The sequence below is a fragment of the Acinetobacter pittii genome, from assembly GCF_022449185.1.
GTDB lineage: Bacteria > Pseudomonadota > Gammaproteobacteria > Pseudomonadales > Moraxellaceae > Acinetobacter > Acinetobacter pittii_I.
In genome coordinates, this window is the sequence record NZ_JAKUKO010000002.1 from 80,246 (window position 1) to 97,987 (window position 17,742).

Genomic DNA, 17,742 nt, shown 5'->3' on the forward strand with positions numbered 1-17,742 from the left:
ATAATGCATCCTAAGCTTCAACACAAATCATGAATTAAAGTTGTTTTTGGAATGAGGTCGGGTATTAAAGACCGAATGTTTTTAGACGTTTTCATTAAGACGGAGGTTTCTATGGTAACAGCGAATTTTGCCGCTATCGCCGGATTCAGCTTAATTGCTGTCGCGCTTGTTGCTGTTTTCTTTTCTCCTTACCGTCGTTGGCTTGGTTTTATGCTTGCAGGGATGTTCTTTTGGGGGCTATTGGAAGTGGTCCGTTTTGGAGTTCAAGTCACTTTTGAAATGCCAGTCACATATAGTTATTTAACTGCATTAAGTCTAGCGATGGTAATGGTTACATTTATTTTGTTACGTGAGGATAAACAAGCACAAAAGGCATTGGCAAATCGCCAATATATAGAACACACGCCAGTATATGAAGATGATCAGCAGCAATGTTCTAGCCGATAATTAAATTGTTATCTAACGGTAAAAAGGTATGCACAGCATGCCTTTTTCATTTACGAAACGTGATTTTTATTATACAAAGCATTTATTAAAAAATAGCCAGTTATGCTACGATAGATGGGTCTGTTGACGTTTCATCTAGATTGCGTTGCCAGCTAAAAAATATCAATTGATGCATAAAACACAGGCAATGGTATGTCCTTGCTAAGTTTTGCTCTAAAGTTTTCATAAAAATACAATAGGCGTGAATGTTCATGAAACTTTCTTCCATACCTGTAGTCAAGTTACCTCTTGTTGATGTCAGTACAGACCCATTAGATTTGTTGGTAGCAGGTTTAGTGCTGCGTATGAAGCAGTTGGCGCGTACTAGCCCTAAGTTTATTGAACTGATTCATGACCGCGCATTCCGTATTCAGATCGGTACAGATTTAGGTGTTGCACGTCAGATCATTATTAATAATGGTCAGATTGATACCGTTGCAGGCGCACCTGAAAAGGCTGATTTTATTTTGCAATTTGCAGACAGTGAGCAAGGTGTAAAAACTTTGATCAAAGGTGACCCAACAGCATTTATGACGGGTATGCAAGATGGCAGCATTAAAATGGAAGGTGACTTCAGCCTATTGGTATGGTTCAACCAAGTTGCTAAGCTCATTCCGCCTAAGTTACCAAAACCAGTAAAAGATAAAGTGCGTCAGGCACGTGCTTTTATTAAAGAGAAAACTGGACGTTAATATCCAGATATAAAAAAACTCCCATTTTGGGAGTTTTTTTATATTTATGCTTCGATTTCTAGATTGAATGTCACCGGACCATCATTAATCAAATGAACTTTCATATCCGCAGCAAAAATTCCGGTTTGAACGTTTTCAAATTGAGAATGTGCATATTCAACCAATTGTTCGTATAACGCTTTTGCGTCGCTAGGTGGCATTGCTGGGCCAAAGTCTGGACGCAGACCTTTTTGTGTTTGTGCCATCAAGGTAAATTGTGACACAAGCAGGATTTCACCATTTGCTTGAGATACATTCCAGCCCATTTTGCCTTGCTCATCATCAAAGATTCGATATTTCAAAATCTTATCAATAAGTTTTTGGCCAATAGCCAAAGTATCATCTCGGCCAATGCCTAAAAAAACCAGTAGGCCGTGTTGGATTTCACCTGTAGTTTCACCGTCTACAACCACTTTGGCTTCAAGAACTCGTTGTATTAAAGCGCGCATAGTTAAAGCAAATTTCTATAATTAATTGAATTAACGTAGTTTAGCAGAATTTAAATTAAATGATTTTTAAAAGGAAATTTCATGGAACTGCAACAATGGTATAAAACCTCGTAATTCATCCATAAAAATATGCTTTAATGCTAAGAAGCAAGCGAATAATCATTGACTATGTCTCCAATTATCCATTCTTTACTAGATACAGACTTGTACAAATTTACGATGCTACAAGTGGTTCTGCATAAATTCCCACAAACACATAGTGTCTATCATTTTCGTTGCAGAAACTTAGAAGATACAGTCTATCCATTAGTGGATATTTTGGATGACTTAAACGAGCAACTCGACCATTTATGTAATCTCAAATATAAAGAAGACGAGCTACAATATCTAAGAAAATTACGCTTTATTAAAAGCGACTTTGTCGATTACTTAGAATTATTCCAACTCAAACGTCGTTTTATTCAGGCTAGTATTGATGCAGAAGGCCGTTTAGATATTCATATTGAAGGACCGATGGTTCAGGCGATGATGTTCGAGATTTTTGTCCTAGCCATTGTAAACGAATTGTATTTTAGCCGTATCAAAACAGATCAAGTTTGGGCCGAAGGCGAACGCCGTTTACAAGCAAAACTCGATTTGATTCAGCAATATGAAAAATCTCAACAGCCAAACGATCCACCGTTTTTAGTTTCTGATTTTGGTACACGCCGTCGTTATAGCTTTGCTTGGCAAAAACATGTCGTGGCAGCTTTTCATAAAACTGTACCAAATGTCTTCCGGGGTACAAGTAATGTGTTGCTGGCTAAAGAGCTTAACATTACTCCAATCGGGACCATGGCACATGAATTCCTACAAGCGTTTCAGGCACTTGATGTACGTTTGCGTGATTTCCAAAAAGCTGCTTTGGAAACGTGGGTACAAGAGTACCGTGGAGATTTAGGAATTGCCCTAACTGATGTGGTAGGGATGGACGCTTTCTTACGCGACTTTGACCTTTATTTTGCCAAACTATTTGATGGTTTACGTCATGACAGTGGCGACCCGTATGAATGGGGTGATAAGGCGTATGCACATTACCGTAAATTAAAAATTGATACCAAAACCAAAATGCTGACCTTTAGCGATGGTCTTAATTTGCCAAAGGCATGGGAATTACATCAATACTTTAAAGATCGTTTTCAAGTGAGTTTCGGTATTGGAACTAACCTAACCAACGACATGGGGCAAAAGCCGCTGAATATTGTGCTGAAACTGGTTGAATGTAATGGTCAGTCGGTTGCGAAGATCTCTGATAGTCCGGGTAAAACCATGACTGACAACGATACTTTCTTGGCCTATTTACGTCAGGTTTTTGAAATCGAAGAACTTGAAGAAGTGGTTTAAGTAAAAAGTAGTCTCGCTATTTTTTATTTTTAAAAGTGAGAATGCTGATATCTGATTTTCTGCTAAAGCGTAGCAGAAAATCAGAGTTTGTTAGATATATGCTTATGCTAAGATTGAAAATAAGCTGGTATAAAAAGAAACCATGACGATGATACTCCCTGATTTTAAACTCGATTTATTAATAGAAGCAGAAGAATTAGTGCCTTATTTAGGCAATGAATATATTCGCGTCGTAGATTTGAGCCGTGCATCGGTTTATGAACAACTCCATATTCCACATGCCATTCATTTACAGCCTAAATGGTTAGTGGCTCAACAAGAAGAAGCCACTGGTGTTTTGCCAGATGAAGCGGGTTTGCAAGCACTGATTGAAAAATTGAATATTTCACCTAATCATCATGTTGTGGTTTATGACGATGAAGGTGGGGCATGGGCTGGGCGTTTAATCTGGAATTTGCATTGCCTAGGATTTACCCGTACCAGTTTAATTAACGGGGGTATCCATGCATGGTTAGGTGCTGGCTTACCCACTACAGCAGAAGTTGAAAAAATTTCTCCTGTTACGGACTTACTTCAAATTGATTTATCACATGCTGCTCAGTTCCGTGTGAACTATGAAGAGCTACGCAAACAAGTTGAGCAAGAAAGTGTGCAACTGTGGGATTGCCGGACGAGTGATGAATATAGTGGTGTCCGTTTAGCAGCGCGACGCGGCGGTCACATTCCAAATGCCCTCCATTTTGAATGGAGTACTGCACTTAATCGTCAAAATCATCTAAAATTGCATCCGCTTGAACGCACGCGGCAGCGCCTTGAACAACTTGGGTTCGATTTACAACAACCTGTAGTTGTGTACTGCCAGTCACATCACCGTTCCGGTTTGGCCTATATTCTGGCTAAACTCTTGGGCTGGGAAGCAAAAGCCTATGATGGTGCGTGGAGTGAATGGGGCAATCGCCTCGATAGTCCTATTATTACTGGAGAATCACCGTCGTGAGTTTCACATCTCGATTAAAAAAAGAATTATTTATTAAGGCACAAAACCTTGTACCACAGCATCAATTGAGCCGTGTGGTAGGTAAAGTTGCTGCGAGTGAAAATCCAGTTGTGAAAAACGCTGTTATTCATGCATTTAAAGCTAAGTATGGGATTGATTTATCGATTGCTGAACAAGGCAATGCACTGAAATATAAATCTTTTAATGACTTTTTTACCCGTGCATTAAAAGAAGGTGTACGTCTGATTGATGAAAATGCAGATAGCATTGTGTCACCAGCGGACGGCGCAATTTCCCAAATTGGTAAAATTACTGCGGGTGAAGTCTTTCAAGCAAAAGGTCAAAGTTTCTCTGTAGAGAAATTAATTGGCGATCCACAACTTGCTCAACCATTCCAAGAGGGTGAGTTCGCGACAGTTTATTTATCACCACGCGATTACCACCGTGTTCATATGCCGTTTGCAGGGACATTAACAGAAACGTTATATGTGCCAGGCGAGCTATTTTCGGTAAATCAGGTCACTGCTGAAAATGTACCGGGATTATTTGCTCGTAATGAACGTATGGTGTGTTTGTTTGATACTGAACTTGGCCGTATGGCTGTTGTTCTAGTGGGGGCAATGATTGTTGCTGGTATTGAAACTGTGGCAACAGGCAAGGTAAAACCTTCAGGTCGTATCGAATTACAGCATCATCAGTTAAAGCTAGAGAAAGGTGCTGAGCTTGGACGTTTTTATTTGGGTTCTACAGCCGTTATTTTATTTGAAAAAGATAAGATCGAATGGGAACAACGTTTTAAAGCTGAGTCTGTAGTTGTAATGGGCGAGCGCATGGGACATACAGTTTAGTAAACGATATAACCACTATAAAATAAGTAAACCCTGACTTTAATTATTCAGGGTTTATTTTTTATTTAAGTTATATAAAATTAAAATATATAACTATGTTTGGATTTATATTATATGGAAATATAATTATTATTAAGTGATCTAAATGAGTACGTTATATAAGCTAGTCTATAAATATGTATCTGAAAAGAGCAAAAATATTAATATAATTGAAAATTAATAAATAAAAATAGAATGAAATATTTAAGTTAGACTTAAGTCGAGGTTTTAATTTTATTTTAAGATAAGTTATTAAATCTAAAAAAATTATTTATTTTTTATGACCATGAAGCGCTTTTTTGATATTACACAACTTTAGCCTTGGCACAATGCTTGCTACTTGTTTAGGACTTTACTGTAACTTTCATATTTTTTAGGTTCTGGAATCATGTTAAAAGTTAAACGCCTGACAGCTTCGGTTTTATCTGTACTTTGTATTTCACTCACCCATGCCAATGATTTTAAAGTTTTAAATCAAATTTCAAAACAGCCTACTCAACTTCAAACTGGGGAATATAAAGGTAATTATTATGTTCCCTCTACTTTAAATACCATTACATGGGGCTATTTACCAAATCGAGATGCTAAACCGGTGCTTACTGTTCCGTCGGGTAGTGTGGTGACATTCGATACGGTTTCTCATGAAGGTTTGCTTGAAGACCAGGGGCGTAATGCTGAAAAATTCTTTAAATCGAAAGGTGTCAAATCTAATGAAATATTGGAAGATGCAAAAATAATTACGCAATCAAATTTAAAGCATGATTTTCATAAAGATGGGCCGCATATTGTGACAGGCCCTGTTGCAATTGAAGGCGCACAGCCTGGTGATATTCTAAAAGTTGAAGTGCTTAAAGTTGAACCACGTGTTCCTTATGGTGTTATATCAAATCGACATGGTAAGGGGGCTTTAGTAGGGGAATTTCCTAAAAAAGCAAAGCAAGAAAATGCATCGGCTGAGCATCCTGAACGCTATGGAAATGTATCGATTTTCACTCCAATTGAAAAAAATGCTAAAGGTAAATATGAAGGGGTATTAAAAACAGAATCTGGTAAATCAATACGTTTTCCGCTCTATCCTTTTATGGGAATTATGGGGGTAGCAGCCAATACGTCTGAGCCTATTCACTCTGTACCACCTGCAATGTATGGCGAAAATATTGATATTAATGAACTAGGTGCAGGTTCAACTGCGTATTATCCTGTTCAAGTCAAAGGTGCATTATTCTATACGGGTGATAGTCATTTCGCGCAAGGCGATGGAGAGGTGGCATTAACGGCACTAGAAGCTTCAGCCCGCGCCACGCTGAAATTTACCTTACTCAAAGCAGGTAAGGACAAAATACCGGGCAAAGAGCTAAAACAACCTTTAGCTGAAAATGCTGAGTTTTGGATTACACCGGGACTTGATGAAGATCTTGATGAAGCGATGAAGAAATCTACACGTGAAGCCATTCGTTTCTTAAACCAAGAATACGGTATTGATGAAGCGACAGCGTATGCCTATTTAAGCGCAGCAACTGATTTTGAAGTTTCACAAGTAGTAGATAAAACTAAAGGGATCCATGCAAAAATTAGAAAAGCTGATTTTAAAGAGTTTGAGAGTAAATAATTGAGATGACCTGAGCTTGGTATTTAAAATATTAAATACCAAGTTAATTTTATTTTAACTATTAATAATTTTTATATATTTTATAATTGAGTATAATAAATATCACATATATTAATTAGTATAAAATCTAATGCACTCACTTCCGAACGTTCTACTATATCTTGCTGCACTATTAACATTCTGTGCTGCATTACTTCATTTTGTTTGTGTGTTCTGGGGAGCAAATGGTTTTCGGTTTTTAGGGGCTGGTAAAAGTATTGTCCAGATGGTCGAAAGAGGGCACTGGTATCCTAATTTTACAGCTATAGCTGTGGGGTTAATTCTAACTGTATGTGCTATTTATGCTTTCTTTGCAGCAAAGGGAATACAGGTATTACCTTTTACAAAAATTATTTTGTCGCTTGTTGCAGCGGTTTTTCTTATGCGTGGTCTGGCTTTTCCATGGTTAAAGGCTAGATTTAGTGGGAATAGTGATCTATTTTGGTATATAAGTTCTTTCATTTGCCTCTTGTTGGGTTCGTTATATGCAATAGGGACATATTTTTTATAAGTTCAATTTGAAATGATTAGAAAGTAGAGGAGTAATCCCTTGATTAGAAAAAGTAATTATTTTTTAAAAATTTTATTTAGCAGTGCTTGTTTGGTGTCAGGTTCTGCTATGGCTGCTCCAATTACTGATTTGAGTAAGCAAATTGTGAGCGAAAAACCGGGTTCAATATTGTCGCTAGAACAGCAAGCTGTGACGGATTTATTTCCTCATGCCGATCAGCGTTTGTTGGTCAATTATCGTAGTCGAGGTGTGAACGATGAACCTATCGTTACCTCAGCATTTATTTTACTACCGAAAGGAACGCCACCAAAAAATGGCTGGCCGATACTTGCTTGGGCGCATGGCACGACAGGAGTAGCTGATACTTGTGCACCTTCGGGCGACTATGTGGGTGGGCCAGTTCACTCATACCAAGAAGTTGCTTCCAAAGCTTTAGATGGTTGGCTTGCACGTGGCTATGCAGTTGTTGCACCTGATTATCAAGGTTTAGGTACATTAGGCGCACATCCCTATATGAATGCAAAGAGCCAACTGCATACAGTGGTTGATGCAGTGCGTGCATTACATATGCTTAAGCCCAAGAGCTTTAATAAACAGTGGTTGGTGATGGGGCATAGTCAAGGCGGGGCTGCTGCTATTACAGTGGCGGCTTATGGTCAAAAAGATGCTCCCGAACTAGATTTAAAAGGGGCAATCGCTCTTGCGCCAGGCGGCTATCAATATGAGGGCATTGCAGAATATGTGAAAACTAATCCGAACCCAGAACCTAGTGTGGCAGCATTTTTCCCGATTGTATTATTGGGAGCACAAGCAGCAGAACCAAGTATTGTTCCTGAAAACCTAGTCAGTCCAGAAATGAATGCGGTGCTAACTCAAGCACGTAGCCGCTGTTTATCTGAACTTCAATCTGATTTGAAGAAGTCTCCTTCTAGCATATTTCGCCCTAATGCAGACTTAAAACCTCTTCTGGCTTATCTAAAGCAACAGTCCATTGAAAATATGGTGCCGACCGTGCCATTAATGATTGTTCAAGGCTCTAAAGATCATTTAGTCGACCCTAGAGGCACATCTGCTTATTATCAACAGCTATGTAAATTAAAAAAACCAACTATTTATCAAACGATTGATGGTGGCGATCACCGTGATGCACTGCGTCAAAGTAATACTTTTGCCACTAGTTTTTTAAACGTAATAGAGAAAAATCAGACAAAATCGTATTGCTCTAATTTTAAGTAAATTGGTTTAAATGCTACAAAAAAGCCGACTTTTCATGAGTCGGTTTTTTAAATGTGAGAGGGGCAAATTTAGGTCATGTTATATAGTCTTTCTTTCGGAAAAACTGCGGTAAACGTTGATCCTTCATTTTCTTTAGACTGCACATCTAAATAAGCGCCGTGTTGCATCAGCACGTGTTTTACAATCGCAAGACCTAAACCTGTACCACCTGTTTGACGACTACGGTCACTATCAACACGATAGAAGCGTTCGGTCAGTCGCGGCAAATGTTTAGGGTTAATTCCAATGCCTGTGTCTTGTACACTAAAGTAAGCATGTTCACCATCATCATGCCAGCCAATGGTAATCGTTCCACCTTTTGGTGTGTACTTAATGGCATTGGTAATTAAATTACTAAATGCACTGGCAATTTCCATGTCGGAACCAATCAAGTCACAGTGGCTATCAATATGTAAATTGAGCGTGTGTCCATAATCGGCATTGTAGGCCTGAGCATCATCAAACAATTGATTCATTAAGCTCGGCATTTCAATAATCTGGTTTTTCGCAATTTTCTTGTTATTTTCTAAATTCGATAATAGCAGTAAATCATTGACCAAAGCATTCATACGCTTGGTTTGTGACTGCATTTGATCAAAGGCTCGTTTCCAGCGTGGACTAATATCTTCCTGATCTGTAAAGGTTTCAATATAACCACTGAGCACGGTTAATGGTGTACGAAGCTCATGCGAAATATTATCGACAAAGTCTTTACGCATTTGCTCAAGGTTATGCATACGAGTCACGTCGTAAGCCACCAATAAACGACTTTCTCCACCAAATCTTGTGAGTTTAACCTGCACATAACGGTCATCATCAAAATTTGAGTGAAGCTTAATCCCGTCAGGTGCCTGATCAATATTGTTAAAATATTCAATAAAGGTTGGCTGACGTAAAATCGTTAATAAGTTACGACCACGATCGAGAGGGCTGATTCCTAACAAACGTTCCGCAGCAGGGTTCCACCATTCGATTTGATGTTGGTCATCAATTAAAACAACCGCTTCAGCAAGCGCCACCAAAGATGACTGTGCACGGTCAATTAAACCGACCATTTCGGCCTGAACTATTCGTTCCTGACGCTGAGCACGGTAAACATTAAATAATAATGCCCCCCAAATCCCGTTAAGGTTTGGAGGAACGTCATAAGGTTTATTCGCAATCCAGTCATTGACCAGATATAAAGAACGCAACTGGAGTGTAAAAAACACCACGAAGGCGATAAAAATACAGCTCCAGAAATACCCAATACCGAAACCGACTAAACCGGCAATAATTAGAAAAAATAATAAAAGCCGTAAATCTTGTTTGGCAAACGTCCATAAACTACTGTAGCGAGAAAGCTTTTGTTCACGTACCTGTTCAGGGACGGGGTAGGGTTCATACATAAATCTTGGTTAACCTGCGGCTAAATCTGCACGTGTTGAGAAACGGTAGCCAGTTCCACGTACAGTCTGAACAAATCGGTCAACACCAAAAGGTTCTAGCACTTTACGCAAACGACGGATATGCACATCGATAGTGCGGTCTTCAATATATACATTACCGCCCCATACCTGATCGAGCAACTGGGCACGCGTATATGCACGTTCTGGATGGGTCATAAAAAACGCAAGTAAGCGATATTCAGTTGGGCCCATATCTAAAATGCTGTTGCCAAAGCTAACACGTTGGCTTACAGGATCAAGAATTAAACCATTGGCATCAATTGTTTTTTCACCACTTAATGCATTGGCACGGCGCAGAACTGCCTTAATACGTGAAACCAGTTCACGTGTTGAAAAAGGCTTCGTCATGTAATCATCTGCACCCGCATCAAGACCTTGTACTTTATGGTCTTCTTCTCCGCGAGCGGTCAGCATAATCACTGGAATTTCTGCTAGGTTCTCATCGCGTTTTAAGCGGCGGCATAAATCGACACCACTTACGCCTCCAGGTAACATCCAATCAAGCAAGATAAGCGCCGGACGTTGGTCGACGATAATTTGATGAGCCTGTTTGGCATCTTCTGCCTGTAAACACTGAAAGCCTGCCATGTCCAAAGAAGTATGGATCATTTCACGAATAGGAAGCTCATCATCGACAATTAAAATATAGTCATCTTTCACAACGCAATATCCTATAGATTTAACGGTGAACCGTTTTGTAGTTATGACAGGCTTATTACAAAGATTAATTATGACAATTTCATTGCAGAAAAGTCTATAAAATTGAATTTAGCAATAATTTGTGACAAAACCAAGGCAAAGGTATGACCAAATGATGACATATAAACTTTAAACTTCTTAAAATCATTCAATAGGTTATCACCTTAATTGCTTCGCTATTTTTTCACATTTTTAGCTGTCAAAAAACTTTAATATTATTTTGAAACTTGGGCTAATAGGGCTAAGAAAACGATACGGCATGCAGTTAAAACCTGCTCAAGCGACTGCTCAAATCCTCCCATGACCCATCGAATCGCAATTTGAGTGACATATCCATTCAAGCCAGTTGCGATTAAAGAGAGCTCATTTTCATGGTGTTGAATTTGCGGCATGGTGAGCATAACAAAGGCCTGAATCATGCGATCAAATTGCGCAAGCGTTTCTTGAATGGTGGCTTGATTATGTAATTCTTGTACCAAAACGGCATCGACATAGATGATACGAGCTAATCTTGGGTCATCTTTTAAGGTGGTCAGCAGTGCTCTCAAACCCGCATCAACCATTTTTTCTGGTTCGGGTGCAGCTTTAATCACGGCTTGCATCAGATTTTGCTGTAATTCTTCAATCATTTTTAAAAAGATGGTTTGAAATAAATCTTCACTTTTCTTAAATGATTCATAAAAATAACGTTCGGTGAGTTTTGCCTCTTGGCAGACATCTTTTACCGTTACTGAAAAAAAGCCAAGGGTTCCGTAGGTTGCAATACCCGCTTCAATTAGTTTTTCGCGGCGCGCCTCTTTACGTTCAGATAGAGATAACCCTTTGAACTGACGTTCTTTACTCACACTTTTTGTTTTCTTTTTACTGGTTGAGTCGTTAGTCGCCATAAATAAATTGTTTCCTAAAGAATGGTTTCCTAATTTATAGGTTTTAGCCAAATACGCTCACTATGATAAAGCCCTCAGCAGAATTGTGCCATTCTATCTGAAATTACAGTGTACTATATTGACAATGTGTATTGTCAAAATTATATTGAAGGTGTCTAAAGTGCACATGCAATGAACCGATTGTGCAAATCGAAAAACAAAGGATGGACAATGAAAAATTTTAAAAACAAAGTCGCTGCAATTACGGGCGCGGGTTCTGGCATTGGGCAACAGTTAGCAATTCTTTTGGCAAAACAGGGCTGCCATCTTTCGTTGAGTGATATTAATGAAAAAGGATTACAACAAACTGTTGAGCTTTTAAAGCCTTACAGCAATATTACTGTTACCACCAAAAAGCTTGATGTGTCTGACCGTGAAGCCGTAAAGCAGTGGGCACAAGAAACTGTGCAAGATCACGGTTCTGTTAACCTGATTTTTAACAATGCTGGTGTTGCGTTAGGTTCGACTGTCGAAGGCGCAACCTACGAAGATTTAGAGTGGATTGTTGGGATTAACTTCTGGGGTGTTGTGTACGGTACGAAAGAATTTTTACCGTTCATTAAGCAAACTCAAGATGGACACATTATTAACATCTCGAGCTTATTTGGTCTGACTGCCCAACCTACACAATCTGGTTATAACGCAACTAAATTTGCTGTGCGTGGTTTTACCGAGTCATTGCGCCAAGAGTTAGATATTGAAAAAAGTGGCGTGAGTTCTTTGTGCGTACATCCGGGTGGTATCCGTACCAATATTGCTAAAGCTGCAAAAATGAGTGACAGTTTGACTAGTTTAGGTATGGACCCGACTAAATCGATTCAAAACTTTGACAAGCTACTTCGTACTCCTCCAGAAGAAGCTGCCCGTCAAATCTTGGATGCTGTTTTGAAAAATAAACGCCGTTTATTGATTGGTAGTGATGCAAAAATTCTTGATGCATTCCAGCGTTTATTCCCGACCGGATACCAACGTGCTTCAACCATTGTGACTAAGTTAATGAAATAATTTTCAACGCAAAAAAGCCATCAATTGATGGCTTTTTTTATAATATTTAAATAGTTCTAAATAAGAACTTTGATCGTCTTTTTCTTCCAGATAAATTGATAATACAAGCCTTGAATAATACATAGACTGACAAATGCCAAGGCATAGGCAACCCAAATGCCTTTAAGTCCCCACATTGAGCTAAACCAGTAAGCACATGGAATTTCAATAAATAAAATGGCAGAGATGTTAATCAGCATTGGAACAGTCACGGTACCGCTCGCACGCATGATAGAGGCAAAAATGGCACCTGCGCCAAAGAATAAAATCGCCCAAAGTACAATAAATAAAAGCTGTTGACCTAACACCACCACAGTTGGGTCAGTAATAAACAAAGCCATTAAATATTTTGAAAATAGATAACCAAGTGCAATTAACACACCTGTAAATAAAAAGTTCATTCCCAGAGCCGTGCGAGTTACTCGTGCTAATAGATCTGATTTACCCGCACCAATCGCTTGCGCTGCAAAAATTGAGGCTGCGATGGAGATCGAAATCGCTGGAAACTGAATGTAGTTGAGTACCTGATTCACTGCACCATACGCTGCTGTAGCATGTGAACCATAATGGTTAACCAACCCAACAATAACTAAACCTGCCATTGAGGTCGTAATCATTTGAATACCAGTTGGGACGCCTAAGCGTAAAATGATTTTGCTCAGTTCTGGATTATGACGAATATGTTGCAGAAGTTGACGATTCGGCCGAAGTGAATGATTTTTCTTGTTAAGATAAATCGCAAGAAAAATTAATATTGCGATATAACTAATAATTGATGCTATAGCAGGAGCAATAATCCCTAGGGCAGGAAAGCCAAAATAACCTTTGAGAAGAATTGGTGTAATAATTACACCGATGACACTGGTTAAAGCGAGGGCCAGTAAAGGGGTCGTACTGTCTCCCACACCACGTAAAATTGAGGTATAGATAATATAAACGAACAGAAGAGGACTACCCGCCAACATCCATTGTACATAAGGCAAAGCAAGATGCATTACCTTGGGATCTGTACCTAAAAGCTCCAAAATATCATGGGCGAAAAACACACCAAGAATCGCGGTAATAATTCCACCAATGATGGTCATAAATAGGGTAGAACCGACCACACTTTGGACTTTCTCTATATTTTGCGCACCCCATGCTTGCCCTACTAAAACAATAGTACCTGTTGAAATTCCGATAATAAAAGCGAGTAGCAAAAATAAGATAGGGAAATATACAGAAACTGCCGCAATTGCATCTACTCCCATCATTTGACCAACAAAGATGGTATTAATAGTTCCCGACAAGTTCTGCAAAATATTGGTTGCAATCAAGGGTAGCAAGAAAACAAAAAATGTTTTCCATAGATTTTGCTGTTGAATTAAGGACTGTCTTGGTGGCATGTGTTCTCCATCGCCCATCTCTTTGATGAGCGGGGCGGATATTCAACTTAGCATAGTTGGAGCGAATGACTTGTAGTATTTTTACAGCGCTAAGTGGCTAAATTTATTAACATTGATTTAAAATTTCTCCTGCTTTTTGCAGAGTCTCATCATTTTTAGCAAAGCAGAATCGAATCAAGCGTAAAGACTCAGGCGCTTGCTGGTAGAAAACCGAAACTGGAATTGCCACAATCTTGTGTTGCTCGGCAAGAAACTGGCACATTTCCACATCGTTTAAGTCAGGTCTAATTTGACTGTAATCAAGGTTTTGGAAATAAGTACCTTGAGAAGGTTTTAGTAAAAAACGACTATTATGAATTGCCTGATTAAATCGATCTCTTTTCGTTTGATAAAACTGCGAAAGCTCTTGAATATGTTCTGGATGTTGCTCCATATATTCCGCTAGGGCAATTTGACAAGGTGTCGTGCCACAGAAATTTGCATATTGATAAATCTGGCGGAATAAACGCATTAGCTCAGGTGAGGCGACGCAGTAACCCGTTTTCCATCCCGTCACATGAAAGGTTTTTCCAAAAGAACCAATCACAAAACTACGCTCTCTGAGCTCTGGAAAATGCAATGCGCTAAAGTGTTGTTGACCATCAAAAACTAAGTGTTCATAGACTTCATCGGATAAAACCAGAATATTTTTATCTTGAATTAGTTCAATGAGTTCTAACCAGTCTTGTTTTGCCCAGATTGTACCAGTTGGATTATGGGGCGTATTCACCACAATCATACGGGTTTTGTCATTGATGAGATCTTTAACTTGTTGCCAGTTCACCTTAAAGTCAGGTGCTTCAAGTGCAATATGAACAGCTTTACCGCCTGCTAACTCGACAGAAGGGCCATAGCTATCATAACTTGGGTCAAAAATAATGACTTCATCACCTGCATTGATGCAGGCTTGTATAGCACAAAAAATTGCAATGGTTGCGCCGGGCGTAATCGTGATTTGAGTAACAGGATCAAGTTGAATTTGATCACGCTGCTGAAATTGTAAAGCGAGTTGCTCCCGTAAACCGAGAATACCATCGCCAGGCGGGTACTGATTATGTCCAGCTAAAGTCGCTTGAGATAAGGCTTCAAGTAAGGCTTGTGGCGCCGGAAAATCTGGAAAGCCTTGTGACAGGTTGAGCGCACCTAGACGATGTGCCAGTGCCGTCATGGTACTAAAAATAGTCACGCCTTGAGTGGCCAATTTTGACTGTAGCTGAAGCATATTGTTCTCTTATTAAAAATATTTAAAGTTATAAAATTGATTCAATCACTGCCCGAATTACACCGAGTGTCAAACCAATAAATGCACCCACTACCACACCATTTACACGGATCATGTGTAAGTCGCCACCGACTTCATTTTCAATTTTCCCGATCATTTCACGTGAATCCCATTCATGAATGCGTTCACTCACATAGCGTATGATTTTATGGCTATATTGATCCGTAAAATTCATGGCAAGTCCTGTCATTTCTTTGTTGAGAACTTCACGTACTTTTACATTTTGAACAAGGTTTTCACCGAGCTGCTGAATCGCAGCTCGCAGGTTCATTGCAATGCCAGAGTCTTCTTTCATTAAATCTTCTTTAATGGCATCACACAAAATGGTGACAGCACCACTAATAAAATTTAGAACTTGAGGACTATCAAGGAGCGCATCTTTACCGCTGTTAAGGCGTTGACTGGCAACACTATCGGGTTTCGCTAGCTCCAGCATGAGTGAATGTGCAATCGTTTCAATTTCTTGTCGCCATGGGTGTTCATGGTCGGCCAGCATCGATTCTACTTTTTCAACCAATGAGTCGATTGTACGTTGTTGAACATCAATTCCAATCCAGCTTGCACCTCTTGCAAGTGACCAGACGCCTAGTGCTTTAAACATTTTTCGGGTTAATTCACGAGTTTTATCTGGATTTTGTACGACCCATTCATGAGCGATATCGAGACCACGCTGTAAAACGTCTTGGTGGAAATCATTTTCCAATACCGCGCGTAGCATCTCACTGGCGAGTTTGTTGACTTGGGTATTACGTACCCATTGCACACTGTTGTTTTGCACGAAATTAGCAATTTGCTCTTGGCTCACAAATTCAAAAATTTTCGGTACAGTTTGCTGAATGAGCTGCACTACTTGCGTATTGTTTTGTGGACTTGCCAACCATTGACCAATTGCGAGACTTAAGTCTGTTTTTTCTAAGCTTCTTTCGACGACTTGAGGCGAAAGAAAATTTTCCTGTACAAAACGGCCCATTGACTCGGCAATGCGTGCCTTGTTACGCGGAATAATCTCGGTATGGTCCCGTAAAAACTTAGGAATTGGTAACTTACCAAAAGGGTTCCGAAATAGAACTGTAATCGCGTACCAATCAGCTAGACCACCAACTACACCTGCTTCGGCCCCTAGCATCAAAATATGAATAAAACCTGTGTACTCTGGCAGAAAACGGTCGGCTACCATCAGTGCAATCCACAGCACAACGACGATGATCAGCGCTAGGGTAGCAAAATATTTACTACGTTTAAGACTGGGCACGTGGTGAACTTCTTCTGCCATGCTCATAAATTTATCCTATTCATTTTTGTTTTACTGGAGGCTCGGGCGGTGGCAACAGCGCTCCTGTCGGACTCAATCCATATTTTTGTCCGATTGATTTCAAGATCAAGGTTGCATCAAAAGCGTCTTGAGGAGCCTGCTTTTGATCCCGATAACATTCAATAGTATACGACACTTGAACAGGGTCGATATTGACCACTTGTGGGAAATCATAGAACGGATCATGCCAGAAACCCGGATAGCGACGACCATAGCCATAAGGATAAAAGCTTGGAGCAGATGGATAAATCACAGCCTGACGTGGTGGTTTCTGACTTTGGTTACTTGGGTCATTCAGTACTTTAAAAAAGCGGAAACCTTTTTGTACGGTCGTTTGCGCTGATTTTACCAAAGTGATTTCTTCAGCTGCGCCGTAACTCATATTCGGATCGGCTTGAAAACTAATACGAAACGTTTGCGCATTTAAAGGGTATGCGGAAAATTGACCAAGTTGATCAAAGGTTTTTGGTTTACTTGGAGTCGTTGCACAAGCAGTTAAGGTTAAGGCAGTGCCTAATGCTAAACAAAGAGAGAGATATTTCATGGTGAACTCCCAGCTGAGCATTAAAACAAAGATGACTCAGCATTAAAAATTAAGAAGCTTTAAAAACTACTGTTCGGTTCTAATAAAAATTCGGTTTCCTCTGGAGTAGAAACACGTCCGAGAATGGTATTGCGATGAGGATAGCGTCCAAAGCGATCAATAATGACTTTATGCTTTTTCTCAAAGCTTAAGTTAATTTCATTGCCGAGACGTTGAAATAGTTTCAAGGCAAATTCATGGATCAATTTTGATTCACTATGCATAAACGGCATATATAAAAAAGAGCGTTGCTCTGGATTAAGCTGTGCATCGAGTTGCAAACTAATTGCTTCTTGTGCCAAAGCTAATGCCAAGTTGTCATAGGCAAAAGATTGGGGCTGATCACGATAGATGTTGCGAGAAAACTGATCTAGTACAATAATCTCTGCCAAACGGCCTTCAGCTGTTTTTCGCCAAGACCAGAGTTCTGCTTGAGTTGCCTGTCGATGAACATCAGAAAAATTTTCACTGATTTTTTTGTCAAAATCATCACTTTTTGCAAACCAAAGTGAACGGTGTTCAGGAGAAAACCAGAAGTTTAAAATGTCTTGTTCGTTCATGATATTGACAACTCTTTAGCAATTATTCTTCAATAAAATCACAATTCTTTCGTGTCTTAAATAACAAGATTGTGATAAAAATTGCCAAACTGGAATG

Annotated in this window: 18 protein-coding genes; 9 read left to right on the forward strand and 9 right to left on the reverse strand. The window is 39.5% G+C overall.

The window, feature by feature from the left end:
- Positions 1 to 111 precede the first annotated feature (111 nt).
- Entirely contained in the window at positions 112 to 447 is a 336-nt protein-coding gene (gene aciT, locus MKX14_RS06420) for a ciprofloxacin tolerance protein AciT (RefSeq protein ID WP_002119105.1), read from the forward strand.
- 251 nt (positions 448 to 698) lie between these two features.
- The gene (locus tag MKX14_RS06425; RefSeq protein ID WP_002119134.1) at positions 699 to 1,178 is read left to right on the forward strand and encodes a hypothetical protein; all 480 of its coding nucleotides are present in this window, start codon (positions 699 to 701) and stop codon (positions 1,176 to 1,178) included.
- A 44-nt stretch (positions 1,179 to 1,222) separates the two neighbouring features.
- Here MKX14_RS06425 and dtd read toward each other — a convergent pair whose 3' ends face one another.
- Positions 1,223 to 1,666: a D-aminoacyl-tRNA deacylase gene (gene dtd, locus MKX14_RS06430; protein WP_240282073.1), complete on the reverse strand. Its 444-nt coding sequence runs from the start codon at positions 1,664 to 1,666 to the stop codon at positions 1,223 to 1,225.
- A gap of 168 nt (positions 1,667 to 1,834) precedes the next feature.
- Here dtd and pncB point away from each other — a divergent pair, with 168 nt between their 5' ends.
- The 6 genes from pncB (at position 1,835) to MKX14_RS06460 (ending at position 8,328) form a co-directional block, all read left to right on the forward strand.
- Positions 1,835 to 3,049, forward strand: coding sequence for a nicotinate phosphoribosyltransferase (pncB, locus tag MKX14_RS06435; protein ID WP_005078724.1), 1,215 nt, complete (start codon positions 1,835 to 1,837; stop codon positions 3,047 to 3,049).
- A gap of 148 nt (positions 3,050 to 3,197) precedes the next feature.
- Positions 3,198 to 4,046, forward strand: coding sequence for a sulfurtransferase (gene rhdA, locus MKX14_RS06440; RefSeq protein ID WP_240282253.1), 849 nt, complete (start codon positions 3,198 to 3,200; stop codon positions 4,044 to 4,046).
- Positions 4,043 to 4,894 (forward strand): archaetidylserine decarboxylase, encoded by an 852-nt coding sequence (gene asd / locus MKX14_RS06445; protein WP_086376033.1) that lies wholly within the window; start codon positions 4,043 to 4,045, stop codon positions 4,892 to 4,894. Before rhdA ends, asd begins: the two co-directional genes overlap by 4 nt.
- Positions 4,895 to 5,321: 427 nt before the next feature.
- On the forward strand, positions 5,322 to 6,542 hold the full coding sequence (locus MKX14_RS06450; protein ID WP_240282074.1) for an acetamidase/formamidase family protein: 1,221 nt from the start codon (positions 5,322 to 5,324) through the stop codon (positions 6,540 to 6,542).
- A gap of 130 nt (positions 6,543 to 6,672) precedes the next feature.
- Complete coding sequence (locus MKX14_RS06455) at positions 6,673 to 7,092, forward strand: hypothetical protein (protein WP_240282075.1); 420 nt, start codon at positions 6,673 to 6,675, stop codon at positions 7,090 to 7,092.
- A 39-nt stretch (positions 7,093 to 7,131) separates the two neighbouring features.
- Positions 7,132 to 8,328, forward strand: coding sequence for an alpha/beta fold hydrolase (locus MKX14_RS06460; RefSeq protein ID WP_240282076.1), 1,197 nt, complete (start codon positions 7,132 to 7,134; stop codon positions 8,326 to 8,328).
- A gap of 68 nt (positions 8,329 to 8,396) precedes the next feature.
- Here MKX14_RS06460 and phoR read toward each other — a convergent pair whose 3' ends face one another.
- From phoR to MKX14_RS06475, 3 genes are all read right to left on the reverse strand, one after another.
- On the reverse strand, positions 8,397 to 9,755 hold the full coding sequence (phoR, locus tag MKX14_RS06465; protein ID WP_002121907.1) for a phosphate regulon sensor histidine kinase PhoR: 1,359 nt from the start codon (positions 9,753 to 9,755) through the stop codon (positions 8,397 to 8,399).
- Positions 9,756 to 9,764: 9 nt separating this feature from the next.
- Positions 9,765 to 10,475, reverse strand: coding sequence for a phosphate regulon transcriptional regulator PhoB (gene phoB / locus MKX14_RS06470; RefSeq protein WP_000650776.1), 711 nt, complete (start codon positions 10,473 to 10,475; stop codon positions 9,765 to 9,767).
- A gap of 254 nt (positions 10,476 to 10,729) precedes the next feature.
- Complete coding sequence (locus MKX14_RS06475) at positions 10,730 to 11,401, reverse strand: TetR/AcrR family transcriptional regulator (RefSeq protein WP_240282077.1); 672 nt, start codon at positions 11,399 to 11,401, stop codon at positions 10,730 to 10,732.
- Positions 11,402 to 11,611: 210 nt separating this feature from the next.
- Between MKX14_RS06475 and MKX14_RS06480 the strand changes: the two genes are divergently transcribed.
- The gene (locus MKX14_RS06480) at positions 11,612 to 12,445 is read left to right on the forward strand and encodes an SDR family NAD(P)-dependent oxidoreductase (RefSeq protein WP_039766441.1); all 834 of its coding nucleotides are present in this window, start codon (positions 11,612 to 11,614) and stop codon (positions 12,443 to 12,445) included.
- A gap of 56 nt (positions 12,446 to 12,501) precedes the next feature.
- On the opposite strand, the gene ypnP is transcribed toward MKX14_RS06480, so the two are convergent.
- The 5 genes from ypnP to MKX14_RS06505 all read right to left on the reverse strand — a co-directional run bounded on the left by ypnP (position 12,502) and on the right by MKX14_RS06505 (position 17,645).
- Positions 12,502 to 13,869, reverse strand: a complete 1,368-nt coding sequence (gene ypnP, locus MKX14_RS06485) for an MATE family efflux transporter (RefSeq protein ID WP_240282078.1) — start codon at positions 13,867 to 13,869, stop codon at positions 12,502 to 12,504.
- A 106-nt stretch (positions 13,870 to 13,975) separates the two neighbouring features.
- Positions 13,976 to 15,130 carry a pyridoxal phosphate-dependent aminotransferase gene (ybdL, locus tag MKX14_RS06490; RefSeq protein WP_240282079.1) on the reverse strand — a complete coding sequence of 385 codons (1,155 nt, stop codon included), beginning with the start codon at positions 15,128 to 15,130 and terminating at the stop codon, positions 13,976 to 13,978.
- A gap of 28 nt (positions 15,131 to 15,158) precedes the next feature.
- On the reverse strand, positions 15,159 to 16,469 hold the full coding sequence (locus tag MKX14_RS06495; RefSeq protein WP_005078711.1) for a DUF445 domain-containing protein: 1,311 nt from the start codon (positions 16,467 to 16,469) through the stop codon (positions 15,159 to 15,161).
- A 13-nt stretch (positions 16,470 to 16,482) separates the two neighbouring features.
- Complete coding sequence (locus MKX14_RS06500; RefSeq protein WP_108009723.1) at positions 16,483 to 17,046, reverse strand: CC0125/CC1285 family lipoprotein; 564 nt, start codon at positions 17,044 to 17,046, stop codon at positions 16,483 to 16,485.
- Positions 17,047 to 17,105: 59 nt separating this feature from the next.
- A complete protein-coding gene (locus MKX14_RS06505; RefSeq protein WP_240282080.1) occupies positions 17,106 to 17,645 on the reverse strand; it encodes a DUF924 family protein in 540 nt (179 codons plus the stop codon).
- Positions 17,646 to 17,742: the final 97 nt, after the last annotated feature.

Bases quoted from the DNA above. Each gene is read 5' to 3' on its own strand.
- MKX14_RS06450 (WP_240282074.1), top strand. From the start codon at position 5,322: ATGTTAAAAGTTAAACGCCTGACAGCTTCGGTTTTATCTGTACTTTGT.
- MKX14_RS06505 (WP_240282080.1), bottom strand. From the start codon at position 17,645: ATGAACGAACAAGACATTTTAAACTTCTGGTTTTCTCCTGAACACCGT.
- ypnP (WP_240282078.1), bottom strand. From the start codon at position 13,869: ATGCCACCAAGACAGTCCTTAATTCAACAGCAAAATCTATGGAAAACA.
- ybdL (WP_240282079.1), bottom strand. From the start codon at position 15,130: ATGCTTCAGCTACAGTCAAAATTGGCCACTCAAGGCGTGACTATTTTT.
- MKX14_RS06455 (WP_240282075.1), top strand. From the start codon at position 6,673: ATGCACTCACTTCCGAACGTTCTACTATATCTTGCTGCACTATTAACA.
- MKX14_RS06475 (WP_240282077.1), bottom strand. From the start codon at position 11,401: ATGGCGACTAACGACTCAACCAGTAAAAAGAAAACAAAAAGTGTGAGT.
- MKX14_RS06425 (WP_002119134.1), top strand. From the start codon at position 699: ATGAAACTTTCTTCCATACCTGTAGTCAAGTTACCTCTTGTTGATGTC.
- pncB (WP_005078724.1), top strand. From the start codon at position 1,835: ATGTCTCCAATTATCCATTCTTTACTAGATACAGACTTGTACAAATTT.
- phoR (WP_002121907.1), bottom strand. From the start codon at position 9,755: ATGTATGAACCCTACCCCGTCCCTGAACAGGTACGTGAACAAAAGCTT.
- dtd (WP_240282073.1), bottom strand. From the start codon at position 1,666: ATGCGCGCTTTAATACAACGAGTTCTTGAAGCCAAAGTGGTTGTAGAC.
- aciT (WP_002119105.1), top strand. From the start codon at position 112: ATGGTAACAGCGAATTTTGCCGCTATCGCCGGATTCAGCTTAATTGCT.
- rhdA (WP_240282253.1), top strand. From the start codon at position 3,198: ATGATACTCCCTGATTTTAAACTCGATTTATTAATAGAAGCAGAAGAA.
- MKX14_RS06480 (WP_039766441.1), top strand. From the start codon at position 11,612: ATGAAAAATTTTAAAAACAAAGTCGCTGCAATTACGGGCGCGGGTTCT.
- MKX14_RS06495 (WP_005078711.1), bottom strand. From the start codon at position 16,469: ATGAGCATGGCAGAAGAAGTTCACCACGTGCCCAGTCTTAAACGTAGT.
- MKX14_RS06500 (WP_108009723.1), bottom strand. From the start codon at position 17,046: ATGAAATATCTCTCTCTTTGTTTAGCATTAGGCACTGCCTTAACCTTA.